Annotated in this window: 4 protein-coding genes; all 4 read right to left on the reverse strand. The window is 41.6% G+C overall.

Annotated features, from left to right (window positions below):
- Nucleotides 1-2: 2 nt before the first annotated feature.
- Nucleotides 3-8,816 (reverse strand): hypothetical protein, encoded by an 8,814-nt coding sequence (locus tag FO447_RS03455; RefSeq protein WP_200757628.1) that lies wholly within the window; start codon nucleotides 8,814-8,816, stop codon nucleotides 3-5.
- Nucleotides 8,813-9,259, reverse strand: coding sequence for a hypothetical protein (locus FO447_RS03460; RefSeq protein WP_200757629.1), 447 nt, complete (start codon nucleotides 9,257-9,259; stop codon nucleotides 8,813-8,815). The genes FO447_RS03455 and FO447_RS03460 overlap by 4 nt, the downstream gene beginning before the upstream one ends.
- 3 nt (nucleotides 9,260-9,262) lie before the next feature.
- Entirely contained in the window at nucleotides 9,263-14,407 is a 5,145-nt protein-coding gene (locus FO447_RS03465) for a hypothetical protein (RefSeq protein ID WP_200757630.1), read from the reverse strand.
- 233 nt (nucleotides 14,408-14,640) lie between these two features.
- Nucleotides 14,641-15,087 carry a hypothetical protein gene (locus FO447_RS03470; RefSeq protein WP_200757631.1) on the reverse strand — a complete coding sequence of 149 codons (447 nt, stop codon included), beginning with the start codon at nucleotides 15,085-15,087 and terminating at the stop codon, nucleotides 14,641-14,643.
- Between the last annotated feature and the right edge of the window lie 92 nt (nucleotides 15,088-15,179).

The raw sequence follows: 15,179 nt of genomic DNA on the forward strand, positions 1-15,179 counted from the left end.
ATCTAATTTAATGAATTAATATTCTTGTTATCTAATCTCTTCTTGTTGCAGTCTTCCTTATCTCCACTCAATCGCAGAACCTCTGATTCAAGGAAGACCACCCGAGCCTTCAACCTGCTGACCTCATCGCCCACCTGCTCGATAGCACCGAATGCCGTTGCAATCAGCTTCGGAGACCAGTAGTTAATCTTGTAGTAGCCCTTCTCGTCAGTCTCCACGATGTCCTTTAAGTGAGGGTTGCACAAGACGTGTTGGGCAATCCAACCGATAGACCTTGTGTTGTCCTTCTTCCAAGCAAAGCTGAACGTGCCACCCATTGCCTTGATGATACCCAAGTAGTCCAACTTCCGCAAATCCTGCTTCAAGCGGATGTCAGAAGATTGATAAGCTGTAACTCCACCTTTAGCAAGAATGCTATTAGGGAAGTAAGTATTCATATTATAATCAAAGTTATATATATGACCTGTATGCCCCATAAATCTATCAGTAGGAAATGAATACTTAGTAAAAGCAAATATTCGTATTTTATTTATTGAAGCATTTCGTAATGCAGTAGTATTTTGGTCATGTTTAAATCTAAAACGAATATATCTTCTATCATCATTTCCTACACCAACAGCCGTATTACCATTAGATAAATTTATATAATTAAACTGATTCCATCCGGTCATATATTTAATATAAGTATTGACTATAACACCTTTACTATTTAAATATTCTACAGTACAAGTAACACCAACACCTTGTCCTATATCAACACAAGCAAAATATACTTGAGAATAACAAGAATTAGGAATGTCAAACGAAAACATTAATTCGTTCTTTTTTATTTGAGCTAACTTTTCAGCATCAGTATTACCAGTAATAACATTTCTACCTAAGTATAAACTATCAACACCTGCAACATTCGCATACGCCTTAAATTTAGTATCATTTGAAATATTATAATTAGTCCAATTTCTACCGTTATCATTAGTATAAACTATAGAAAGATTATCGACTGGTATACTATCAGTAATAGCAGTAATTCCAGAACATAAAGCATCAGCTGAAACATAACAACCCGCTCCTTTCTTATTAACGTCATAATCTGTAGGTAATATACCTTTATTATTTATTAAACCGTTAACTGATAAATTACCAGCAATAACAGCATTTTTACTAACACTAATACTATCACAACTAATAACATCATTAACAGTAAGACTTTTAAACGTAGCACTACCGAATTGTGTTATGTTCCAATAACTACTATTTACTTGACTACACATGTCTTGAACTTTCACAAAACCAGAATTATTAGCATTACCTAAATATAAATCACCACCACTACCTCCAATTCTAGCTCCACCATCAGGAGTTATAGTTGTAATACCTGGAAATTTAAGTGTACCATTACTTTGTGCACTATTAGCATTAAACACAGAATTATCAGCTATACCAAGATAAATAGTTTTATTAGAATGAGTATATTTAAGTCCAGCCCATTGATTCCAATCCCAAGCAGTTTCACCAAAACGAATAGCCGCACCTGTGTTGAAAATAACTTGCGCATCAATGGCACTAATAGGAGTTAACTTGTTGCCAATCTTAAGCGCACCATTCTGCAAGGTGGTACTGATGGTGTTGCTTGCGCTGATGGTGGTCGCACCGCTCAAAGCACCGCTCACGTTAGCCGTTCCGTTGAACGACTGTCCCCAGATGGTTCTTGCCGTTACAAGTTGGTCTGCTTGATTCACGATGCCAATTCTCGTAGCACCATCAAGCAAGGTGTAAGGGCTATCCCCTGTGGTTGCTGGCAAGCTTTGAGCCGCAGAGAACGATATATTTGTCACCAAAGTTCCTTGGCTTGTGAAATCGGCAGACGTGCGTCCTGTCTTCTTGATGATTGTGTAAGACAGACTTCCATATTGACGTTGGCAATTTCCCCAAAGTTGAACATTGCCAGTTGCATTGTTGTAGTACACACGCAACCTTGAAGACATGTTTCCAACCAACTCACGCAAGGATATGATAAAGTTGTATGCCCCAGAGTCCTTCGCTCCATTCTGACGGATTCTCAACACGACAACCGAAAAGGTATCGTTAAATCCGTTGGAGAAGAGGAACGTGAAATTTCTATCATCATATTGGTTGCCTGTGACGGTAATGTCAAACAACTTCGCCCAATAGTGGGAAAGGCTTGCGGTGTTGCTGTTTACCGCTCCCGACCATACGATGTTGTTTTTGTGCCAACCATCGAGCAAATCCGCATTGAGGTTTGTCCATTGTGCGGTAGTCGAAGCTATGTGATTCGAGCCGTTGTAACCGAATTGCATACCTCCCTTGCCGAACTTCACCATTCCTGCGTTGTTGTTGCCAACGCCCATCAAGCCGATAGTGTTGCCAATGTTACAATCACCTATGTAGCAATCATCGCCAATGCGCAATCCATTGTAAGCACCATTCAATGCGCTTGCCACAATCTTAAGCTGACCTGTGAGCGTTCCACCTGTCAAAGGCAAGTACTTTGCGGCGATGGCATCCACCTGTGACTTCGTATAAGCATCCGTAATGCCAAATCCCGACAAAGTGGTTGGCTTGTTGGTGATATAGCTCCACGCAAGGTTTCCTTGGAACGCCGTGAGTGCCTTGATGTGTGGAGCGATGAAGTAAGCATCGCCTTGGTTCGTAACGAAAGAAAGGCTTACACCTGCTCCTATAGTGTCATGGTCAGTATAAACCAATGCAGCCGATTGAACGCCACTTGCATCAGGGTTATCGCTAGTTGAGAAAACCAATTGCGGACCGCCATCGCCATAGGACAGCTTTCCAGCCGACTTGATGTAGTTTGCATCGTTGCCATAGGTAGTTCCATAAATCACCAAGCGATTCTGCTCTGCCTTGTAACTTGTGTTGACGGTGACACTAGCCTTTGACAACTTCAAGATGTTGTCTATCTTGGTGATTCCTGTCAAGGCTTGCTCGGCACTGCTGCCCTGCACCTGTGTCGTTCCCACATAATGAGTATGGTTAGACAAGCTGAAAGAACTACCCTTCGTCAAGGTCAAGGTATGCCCACTGATAGATGCGGTTGTTATCGCATTCCCAGAACCTGTTACGCTAACGGCATTCACACCGTCTGTGATACCATATCCGCTGAGACTTGTTGGCTTAGAGGTCAAACTTGCAAAAGTATGTGTATGCCCATTGAGCGAGAATGTAGAGCCTTTTGTGAAGGTGATGGTCTTGCCGCTCTTTGTAACGGCAGTAACGGCATTTCCACTTCCGCTAACTGCTATCGCATTCACGTAACCATCGAGCGATTGGTGTGCGGTAAGGTAGTTTCCCTTCGGTTGATACAAGCTGGCAGCGTCAGTCTTAGTAAGGTAGCTCGCAAGGCTCTGATGTGAAGTCAAGAACGTTGTTCCCTTTGTCACGATGATAGTCGTTCCACTCTTACTGATGGCTGTCACTGCGTTTCCACTACCGCTAACACTAACGTTCATAGCCGAGCCTCCTTCTAGGCTGGAGATACGAGAATCAAGAGCCTTGATGGAGTAGGCAGAGGCAATCTCACTCAGCGATTCTGATGTAAGCTTCAAGGCATTTGAATAACTCTTCACACTGCCGTTCAAGCCGCCACCACTGGATGAGGATGTCCCAACACCATAGGCAGAAACACCACCACTAGTATAGAGGTTTGCCACCTCGTTAGTCGTAGTGTTCGTAATCTTCAACGCCTTATTGGTTGCATCATACTCCATCTTTATGTTGCCGATGGAGATGTACTTTCCGTCAGGCACGATGATACTTCCGTTAATATCGGCAGTACCGTTAAACGAGTTCCCCCAAAGCTTGCGAGTATTTGTGAGCTGGAGAGCCTTTTTCGCTGAACCGCTTGTAAAGTAGCCCTGCAAGGTGGTGATACTCGTCTTGTTGGTGGATATGCCCGAAGCGTTCACCCCTTCTGCCTTTTTCGCTCTTGTTACCTCGTCAGATATAGACTTATTGATTCCATCAACGATACCACTTAAAGTGTCTGTCTGCGCAATATTGGCGAGGAAGCTCACCACCTCGTTCCACTTATTGATAACGCCGTCCGCAGTCTCCTCGTCAGTAGTTATAAGGGCGTACCAGTCATAGGCACTATCCCAACAAGTTACCTTCGTTGATGTAATGCCGTCCAGTACAGACTTATTGCTATGAGTATGCTTTGCTGATACCGCACCATCCCAAGCCGTCTGCTTTGCCGTTGTCGGTATAGAATAACCCGAAGCAAGACTAATAGCAAACGTACCGCTTGTTGTGATGACCTTTGTTGCGCACGTCAAACCAGTAGGAAGGGTAAGAGCTACAGATGTAACAGTACCCTTATTGGTAGTATAGCCCTTTGCATCAATCTCCGCTTTGGTATAATAGCTTGCGAGAGACTGATGAGCAGTCAGATACCCTTTATCATTGGTAAGCTGGCTTACCTTCGTGATGCGGTCAGTGATTTCTGTCCACTTATGGGTATGCGCACTAGGTGTGAATGTTGATGGCTTACCCGTGATGTTATTCCAAGAGAGATTAAGACCGCCAAGTTCTGTGGCTATGTTGTCAATTCGGCTGCTGAGAGCCTTTATAGCATAGGCATTCGGAATGCTAGTCAAGTCCGCATCCGTATAGTCTCCCTTTATGATTCTCGCATAGCTGATTACGCTTGCATTCAATCCGCCACCGCCAGTAGTACCTGCACCTTTTCCGTATGCGGTAATACCACCAAGAGCATAGAAGTTAGCAGCCTCCTTTCCTGCCGCATCCTTGGATAGTCGAAGGGCATTGTTGGCACTATCATACGATAGATAGATTCCACCAATTTTTAAGCTACCTTCGGTTGTCACGTTACCCGATACGTCAAGATGAGTGAACGGCTTCTGTGGGTCGATAGACAAGACGTTTGCCAACTTTGTCGTATCTGTAGTTCCGCTTTTCCATATAGGAGCGAAGAGAGCAAGCTGAACACCAACATTATTCTTGTTGATAATGAAAGATGTCGGGTCTGCGTGCAAAATACCGTCTGCGTCCCACCAAAGGTTTCCATTTGCGAAATAGCCTGTTCCGTCAAAGCGCAAGAGGGACTTGGCAGCAATTTTCTTCTCTTCCTCTGTTGTCGTGGAGGCTTGCTTGTCGATAGCCTTTCCACCTAGCCAAAGGGCGATGCCATTCTCCTTCGTGTCCGCTCCATTGATACCTGCGGTAACATTTCCCTTATCGTTACGTAAGGCTATCAATGTGGAGAGGATAAGACCACCCTTGACTACTGTGTCTCCATCAACAAGAGCAGCCTTGATGTATTCAAGACCAGCCATATTAGTGATGAGCTTAGTATTGAGACCATCAAACAGATTAGACGTGATATAGTTGTTCGCCACACCCAGCTTGTCGTAGAAAGCCTTATAAGCATTCGTGAAGTTGGTATACTTCTGAGCCGCAGCCGCCTTGATGGTAGCCTTTCCATTTGAATCAGAAGCGTTGTATCTGCTTACGATGTCAGAAAGATAGGTAATGAGTTCATTTTTTGCGCTATCGAGTGTAGCCTTAGCTGAAACCAAATCCGTTTTATAGGTCGTTTCATTACCATCCTTATCCAACAAGAACTTAGAGCCAACAACATTATTATACGACTCAACGGCTGCATTATAATCATCCTCCAGTCGCTTGCTATCCTGTGCGATAGCCGCAATCTCCGAGCTATCCAAGTAGCCATCAGAGGTAAAATCATCGAAAGCCTTCTTGTTGTTAGATACGGTCGTTCCGAGGGTATTCAAGTTGCTCTGTGTCGTCTTAATCTCTTCTTGCGCCTTCTCAGCAGCTTTCTTGGCTTCCTCTGCCTTCGTGTCATCGGTATACTTGCTAGCCAATTTCCAATCGGCAATATCGAACTTTTCTCCTTCTGCCTTGGCGGTGGAACACTTCAAGATTTCATTCTTGTAGGTACTTCCATCGCTAGGATAGGTGGCATTGACCCACATATCGTTCACGTCGTATGGGGGAACTGGCTGTGAACCGAAAATGCGTCTCTTGTCTGCGATATACTTATCCAAGGTTTTGCCATCATAGGTGGACTTTATATCCAATTCTCCCTTGATGGTAACTTTCTTCGTCTCGCTATCAAACTTGACATAGGATTCACCCTCGTAGTTATTGGCACTAGTAGGTCGGTCTCCGAAGTACATATCTCCGTAGACGTGGAAGAAAGCCTTGTTCGTGGAATGGTTCACGCCATAGTTCACATACTCCTTGTTATTAAAGGTGTAGCCGTCAACTCCGTGATAGAGTGTTATGCAAGGGGAATAGGTGTCAACGGCAGAGAATACCAAGCAACTTTGCCTTGTGATGTTCGTTCTATTACCGCACTGATTCAGAATGTCATCAACCATAGGCTCATCGCTGGCTGCGTCCTTGTCGATGTCCGATAAATCCACATAATGATATTTCTTGCCATCTATCTCCACTGCCTCGGAAGACACACCGATGACTAGCCTCCAATAGTAATGGTTGCCTACGTTATGATACTTTCCTGCCGTAAGATTGAAGCTCTTGCTCCTTGCTTGGTCTCCAACCTTCCATTTATTCTCCACCTTTGAGCCATCTTGCTCACCAAGGAAGTAGCATCTGTAAGCCTTCTGACTAACACCATCATAGGTAATATTCACCTCCTCAACCTTCAATATTCGGTTACTGCCTACTGGGGTGATGAACAATTCACCACCCAATGTGTCTGTATGCAATATTTCCAAGGTCTCGAAGATTGCTTTCATTCTGACTTGTAGATAATCTGTGGTTAGATGGGTGTTATCTAGTTCGTCAAGAGTCCAATCCCCGTTCGCCCCGACCTTCATTCCCTTCAAGAACTTCTGGAGCTTTTCCCAAGTGATAGTGCCTTTTGCAATGTCATCGAACTGCTTAGATATAAAATTATCACTTCCGTACTTCGCAATGAGTTTTCTTAGCTGGGAAACGGAATATCCACCTCCGTTACCGCTACTTCCTCCGCTCGCAATAATTGTCTGTACGTCTTCTTTGAGCTGCGTGATAGTGCCCTTAATTACTTGATTGCCTATTGTAATCGACTGAATAAAGTCGTAATCAATATTAGTCGATAGCTTCAACACTCTTGTCGCAAGCTCATATCCGTGTCCGTCCTTATACGTTATACTCTGACCGATTTGTAGTTGAGGGTTATCTTCCAAGAATACATCAGAATATGATTTAACCTCATAGTTATTCAAATCAGAGAGTAATCGCACAATCTCCTCCTTTGCTTTCTCTAACAATCTATTTTGAGCATCCTCGTAATAGATAGTATCAGCCATTGCAATATTATAGAGTACCGTGATATTACACTTCAAAGAAGGTTTGCTTTCTCCACGAGGAATGAGCATTTCTGCTTCATTTGTAGGTATAATGACCTCATTATCCTCTTGATAGATAATTTCGTAATCACCAGCCAATACAGAGAAATTACTATCACTAACATCATCTGACGTATGCGAGGATGATGCCTCTTTATGATAGATAAGTTCAAAGCCTACATATTCGCCGTTAGAGCCACGACCAGCAAGTGGAGTAGAAAGCGCACCCGTATTAAAGTTTGGTTCAAATGAGCATCCGATATTCTTACCATTGATAAGCAAATCATCTGTAACCTCAAAGTCATACCAATAATGAGTAACGCCATCATCAACTGTTGTATTGATAATTGTCTTTCCTTCTACTTTTTCTGTAGCAGGATAAGCCAATTTCATATACCATACTGTAAAGGTCTTATATTCCTTAACCGAGCCATCAGCATTATAAGAAATAGGTATTTTCTTATTATTATCATCAAGCACATACTTAACTCGCCCACGTACATTATATACATAGGTATTGAGCGAAGGATAAATCTGAGAAAAATCAAGCACCTTCGTAAAGAGAGGTTCTTTCGTTTTATCCGCTCTAAGGTCAAGGGTAGAATACTTATCAATAGAGTAGGAGCGTTCCTTTCCGTCTATTAATATTGTACCATTGCCCTCATCTAATTGCAGACGAATATCGCCAGATGAAACATTCTCACCTTTGCTATTTACTTGTGTAATATTTCTAGTACCGCCGAAGATAGAGAAAGCGTTATAGTAGCCTTCTTTGCTATTATTGATACTTGGTACACCTACATTCTTTCCAACCTCTAAAACGACAGGAGTTGCACCGATTAAGACCTTACCGATGTAGATAATTTCATCATCATAGTCAATATGCCATTCGCAGTTATCTCCAATAGCATTTGTAATTGCTGTAAGTGCAGAAATAAAATCGTTATCGCTGAATGATACATTGACAGTATTTGCCGTTACATTTGAAAAGATAACTTTCCATCCGCATTCGCCAAACATTAAATCCTTGTTAAGGAAATCTTTTATTTTTTCGCTAAGTGCAGATGTAGTACCTACGAAAGACCATACATTTTGCTTTACCTCTACATTCTGTGAATTACGAGTATAGATAAAGAATGGGGTCTTCGATAGAATCATCTTCGGATGCTGGAATTGAGGAGTGTACTTCCAAGAGCATTCATCTGATTGAGTAGGCTCATACGATTCCAAGAGAAGAAACTTCCTAGTAACCTCTCTTACTTTATCAATCTTATATGTATAATTGATATACGCACCAATGGGCAGAATAACCTTCTCAGCAGCAGAGAAAGACAGAGAAATGTAATCTGACTTAGACATTTCCTGTTCTCTCTTAGCCGCTGATGTTACTTCTGCTTGCATCAGCAATTTATCGTTAATATCATATATCTTAATCATAACTTAATTCTATCATTCGGGTTATACTCCGTTAATTTGAGTACAAATTTACCTCTTTTTAGACCGTAATCACCAAACTGCGAGCATTGCGTGTAAACAAGTTTAAAAACCCTCTTTAGGCGAGGAACTTTCAAGCAAAATTCACCCGAATAAGCTATCTTATCAAGGAAAGCCTCATACTTCTGTAAGTAATCTTCTTCTGAACTACCTTCAAGAAAGAAAGAGATACTTACTTCACGCTTATCTTTCTTTGCATACTTCGATGTAGCGATAACCGATTGTCCATGTTCCAATCGACTATCGTTAGTTACATAGCTTTTTACTGGGGCTGGGGTCAGCAGAGCTTCTCGCCAACCCCTTACCAATGTAATACCGAAAGTATCAAGGTCAATGTAAGCAGTATCCGCTTCATCGACCAATTTTATAAAAGCATCATTCTTCATAACTTAATACTTATCCTTCATTAATTTATACATACTTGCGATGTCTTCACGTATCAATATAATAGGGGCAGTATTCTTATTGATTGCTTCCAACTGCTGTAATCCTTGATACTGAATATCTCGCATTTCAGAGATATTATTATATGTCTGCTCAGCATAGATGCGCAAGAAAGAAACATCAACTGCGATAGCCTTACGAACCTCATTACCTTGCTCTTGGGCAATTTGCACCGCATAACCGATACCGATAAGGCTGCTTGCTTGGTCTGCGGTGATAGCTTCGATAGCCTTGCCCGTTGCCGTCTGCTGAGATTGCGCCTCCTTATACCCTGTTATTGCAGCAATATTATCTCTTATCTTTAAACCTTCATTAACGATGTTATCGTACTCTTTTTTAAGAGCATTCAAATCATCATCCGAAAGCTGTCCCTGCTTCATCTTATCAGCCCACTTTTCATAAAGGACTTTAAGTCTCTTGTTTGCAATATCATCAACGGCAAAGTTAAGCATTGACTTATTGAGCATCGTTGTGAAATCATTTGCGAAATCTTGCGCCGATTTACTCATATCCATAAGATTGCTAATAAAGTTGTCCTTTAACGAATCGAAGGTTGTCTGCGTAAGATTCTGATTGATTTTATCAGTCAGCTCTTCAAGCTTCTCGGCAAGGTCGGTATAATTCTCCCAATATTCAGTTTTATCATATTTACCTTGGTCGGTCATATTCTTCCATACATCTTGGTTGTATGTGCGAATATCCTTCATCTGCTCTGGAGTGAGCTTATAAATATCCTCCAAGGAATTTACCTTGCTTATCGTAGAATTAACATAACCGCCTCTTACTGCTGATTGCTGTGCCAACGTGCGATTGATAGCAGCATAATCCTGTGCCGACAGATTCCAATAATAAGCATTAGAATGATGCGAGCCATGGTAACCCATCTGTGCTTGAAGAATTTCCATACTCTGCTTATTGATTTGCTTCTGTGCATCATAGGCTTTTTGATAATTGCTGACGGCACTCATTCCCGAAGTCTTATCAATCGAACTCTTCAACTGCTCAATAGAGTATTGCAATCGCTCGTTTGATTCTGTAAGGCGATTCGTAGTCTCGGCAACCTCCTTCGCATTACTTCCATTGCCGATACCAAAAGCACTACCAAGCGATTTGATAGCCCCTATGCCGTTAATAGCTGCCCCGATATAGTTGCCCGTAGCAAAGTCTGATGCCGCTTGCGAACCCTTATTGAAGGCATCTGCACCACTTTTAAGCTTCTTTCCAAGGTCTGAATCACCGAAGCCGAGAACATCAATCAATTCACTTGCTTCTTGTAGCTTCTTAGCAACGTTACCGATGCTTTCTGCCCATTCATTAGCAATCTGCTTAATTGACTTTCTTGCCTTATCTTGTGATACATTTGCATCTTCTTGTGCCTTCTTTACGTCCTTTGTTGCCTTTCCGACTTTTACCTCAGAAACAGCGAGCTCATCAAAGAGTTTCTTTAATTTTTCGAGCTGTTCGTTGCTGAGATTCATCTTATTCTCATTAAAGAGTGCGCTCTTATTCTGAGAGGTTATCTTATTGGTGCTTACAGATACCCCCGTCTCCGCAAAGACTTTTTGTATAGCAATTTTCGTAGAAGACTGCTGTTCTTGTGCATTATATTGCTCTACTGTAGCTTTTCTTAATCGCTCTTGTGCATCAGCAGCCTCTTGTAAGAGCCGATTATATTCACGCACCTTCTCGTTAGACCAACCCCATTTATCGGTCTGCTCAGAAATAGCATCATCAATCTTACCAATCTGTTCAGATACAACCTTCATATCATCAATATCAAGAGTACCCGAACCGAGAAGGTCTTTGAGCTTTTTTCTTAGGTCTTCGAGATAAGATTTGCTCAATCTTCCCATATCAGAGAAAACAGAATCCCAGTTGATAGAATCCTTGAAATCATTAAAGTTGAGCTTCTTTAGCTGCTCTTCAAGGTCAGTTTTCAACTTTGCTTCCTCGAAAATATTACCCTTTGCCCTTGCTTCTTTGATTTTCTCGTTATATTCCTCAACGATGGCGAGCTTCTGCTGTTCGAGATTGCCATACTCCTTCAGGTATTCACGATATGATTTTAATTCATCAGCATAAATCTCATTATTATATAATTCTACAGTCTTCTGTTCAATGATGGTGTACTGCTCGGTAATCTTCTGAATATTCTTTGAATCAAGATGGTTCTTATCATCCCAAGTCTCAGCCTTGCCACCCTTTGCCTTAATAACAGACTGCTGTGCGTCAAATTCAGCTTTCTGTCGGTCACGCTCTGCCTTGATAGCTGCATTCTTTCGCTCTTCAATCTGCTCAATTTCTTTGGATAGCTCTCTTTTGCGCTCGGCAATAACCTTCTCTTCGCCTTCTTTCATCGCCTTAATCTTTGCATCGGTTACCTCCTGTTCCAAAGATTGCCAAGCTTTTGCTCTTTCATAAGCATTCTTATAGATAACATCATCAAGCTTCCCTTCTGCTGAATTAATCTGCTTCTGTTGAGTAGCATCTTTCTTAGCATCCGATTTTGCTTTATTCGCTAGAGAACGTTTTGCTGCTGCCTCTTGTCTGATGAGCATTCTCTGTTCGCTATTCTGCTGAACTTGCGTTCTAAGAACTTGCATTCTAAGTTCACGCTCTGCGGCAATATCCTTCAAAGATTGAGTATGCAATTTAGCTTGCTTTTTATGTAACTCAACGAGCTGTTGCTGCTGCTTTATCTGAAAATCGTATTTCTGCTTAACAAGAGCCTTTGCCTCCTCAATTGCAGCGATTTTCTCCTTTCCTTGTAAGGTATATATTTTATTTCTTACCTCGGCAATTTTTCCATCAAGTTTGAGCTGAGTTTCCTTATTCTTATTGATAGCGATTTGCGTTTCTTGAATCTTACCTGCAAGGGAAGCCGCTTGCTCTGCCTTTGTAAGTATTCCATTGAATGCCGCTCCTAACTTCTTTGATAAATCTTCATTGGTAAAAGCATCATAGATAGTCTTTGTTGCGCCAATAACACCTGATACTTGTGTTTTGAATACATCAATAACAGTTTCACCAGCACCCTTAATTCCATCCCAAGTCTTTTTAAGACCAGCAGTAAAGGTGTCCCAGTCCATATTTAATACACCTTTAATGGTAGTTCCGAGACCTCCAATAAGATTTACCGCTGCTTTCACGGCAGTTTTGAACGTCTTTACGAAGTTATTACCGAAGTCACGAAGGGGAGCGTTTGGCTTTGTGAAGCACTTATACAAGTATTCTCCGAAGATAATCACAATATCTGTGATAGACTTAGCAAGAGAACCAAAGTAAGCCATCAGCTTTGTATAGACCTTCTGACCCTCTGCGGATTTAGTCATCCATGTATGCACCGCCTTGAAAGCAAGAGCGATTGCAGCAATTACCGCACCCACAGGTGTTGCACACATTCCCCATAGAGCCTTTGTTACAGACTTGATGGCAGTAAGAGACCCCGTTACGGGAATACCAAGAGCCTTGAAAGCTTCACCGACCTTACCAATCTCACCTTGCAACTTACCATTGGCAGTCATTACATTAATGATTCCGTCTTTAAAATCATTGAGACCAGACTTTGCTTGTGTAAACTCCTCGCTAAAACGCTGACCAATGGAAGAGCCGCTTATCTTGGATTTTAGCTCATCAATAGGCTGTGTGATTTTATCCTTTATACTCTGCCCAAAATCAGAGATATTTTGCAAGGAATCGGAAATCTGATTACGTAATCTGCCAATAAAAGTCTCTTCGTTCTTCTCACGAATAGCCTCTTGTAATACAGATATATTATTCTTCGTCTTTTCAATCTCAGATTGCAAATTTCCCAAATCCGCTTTCTGCTTATCACCAAGAGGCTTTCCGCTGAATTTATCGGTTTCCGCTTCAAGCTCCTGCAATCTTTGCTTACTCTCGTCAAGTTTATTATTAAGCTCAGATAGAGAAGTATCTTCTATATTGATGCTTACAGTTGAAGATGAAGAATCAGGTTGAACGATAGCTTTTCCACCTTGTATCTGATTTGCAGCTTCAAGCAAGGTCGTGTACTCACGGAGGTCAGCATTAAGTCTTTGCTGCTCTCCACTCATTGCGTTTATCTTAGATTGTAAAGAATCTATATTATCCTGCGCTACCTGTATAAGTTGATTATAGTAATTAGCACCTTGCCCAGATTGATTATCCTCAGAAGAGAGATTTGATATAGCTTCCTTATAGCTATTAATTTTCTCTTTCTGAATCTCTATTTTCTTTGTTGCCTCTTCAATATTCTTAGCATAATCAGTAGAGCCAAGCTTTTGCTGAATATCATTGATGGCTTGCTCATATAGTTTAATATCAGCTTTAAGTTCCTTTGTGCTTTCAGATTGCATTCGTTCAATCTCGGCACGACCCGAAGCAACGGAAATATACTGTTGCAAGGCTTCTGTAAGATGTTTGGTTGCTTCTACGTTCTGATTCTCAGCTTCGGCATTCTGTGTTGCCGCCTCGGCATTTGCTACGTGTGCTGCCGCTTCTGCCGAGGTAGCAGTTGCCGCCGTTGTAGCCGTTGCTCCTACAGCAATATTCGTTGCAGATTGTACACTATTAGCACTTGTGCTTGCAACCGAGAAAGCACTTAGTGCCTGATATGCACCATTTACCTGAGAGATAGAATTTCTAACACCATCATAAGATTCAACAAGGTCTTTTACATCACCTTTCGCCAATTCCAAAGAGTGCTTTTGAGCATCAATCTGCTTTGTAAGCGAACCGAATGCCTCTGAGCCCTTTTCTGTCTTAGCTAACTGCTCGTTAAGTTTACCGATAGTACCTTCAATGGTTTCTACTCGTCTATTGGCAGTATCAATCATTTCTGGTACTACCTGTATCCCCTTTGTGGCTTCATCCATAGCAGATTTAAGAACCTGCATAGCCTTGGTGGTCTTTGTCGCAAGGTCTTCATCGGATTGCGCCACATCGTTAAGTGCCTTATTCATTCTCTGAGATAAGGCTTCTGTATCAACGCCGACACGATTCAAACCATCACAAAGCTTATCAAGTGATGCTTGAATATCGGAAATATCCATCTGTCCGCTGATTCCAAGTATTTCATCTGCTGCTGCCATATTGTTTGCTTATTTATGTGATTATTACATCATGCCCATAAAGAAATCATTAGCAGAAATTGACTTATCTATCTTATGATACTCTTTTTGTGGCTTCTTTTGCTGTCTGCTGCCTTTTCTCGGTTCATCCTTGGTATTTGTATTAAAGGGCGGAATCGAGCGGTTAAGCAGAATAATATTAAGGTATGAGCGATTAAATACGACCTCCTCGTAACTCATACGAAAGTACTTCATTACTTCTCCGATTGTTGCCCACGGGGAGTCGTTTTCGGCTCCGTCATTATCTTCGTCTGAGTTAGGAAAGTTATAGAGGTTAAGAAAAAATTTGCATTGAAAGAACCACTTATAAACTTCACAAGCTCATTGAATGCCATAATATCAAGGTGCTTGCGTATATATCGCCCCCATACCTTGCGTGCCCACTTCTTTCGAAAGGCGCACACGATAAAAATCTCGCTCATTAAACGAGCCGTCTCAGAGTGCTCAAACAAAAGAGGGATGATATTCATCATATCGCCTTCTTTCCATGTTGGTTCTTTGATAGAGTTACCGAATACACCCATTTCATAAATCTGCATAAAGGTAAGTGGCTTCACTTTAAAGCGAAACATACCAACCTTAATCTTTACAGATGCCTCGGAAAGCGTTTTTGCTACCTTTTCCTTATCTGATGTTTTCATATCAAAATATGTTTTATAACATAAAAAGCGGTGCGGCTTGGGAAAGTTCCCTTACCTCACCGCCTTTTGAAGTTTAATTTTAAATCATATAA

Source organism: Segatella copri (genome assembly GCF_015074785.1).
GTDB lineage: Bacteria > Bacteroidota > Bacteroidia > Bacteroidales > Bacteroidaceae > Prevotella.

Bases quoted from the DNA above. Each gene is read 5' to 3' on its own strand.
- FO447_RS03455 (WP_200757628.1), bottom strand. From the start codon at position 8,816: ATGATTAAGATATATGATATTAACGATAAATTGCTGATGCAAGCAGAA.
- FO447_RS03460 (WP_200757629.1), bottom strand. From the start codon at position 9,259: ATGAAGAATGATGCTTTTATAAAATTGGTCGATGAAGCGGATACTGCT.
- FO447_RS03465 (WP_200757630.1), bottom strand. From the start codon at position 14,407: ATGGCAGCAGCAGATGAAATACTTGGAATCAGCGGACAGATGGATATT.
- FO447_RS03470 (WP_200757631.1), bottom strand. From the start codon at position 15,087: ATGAAAACATCAGATAAGGAAAAGGTAGCAAAAACGCTTTCCGAGGCA.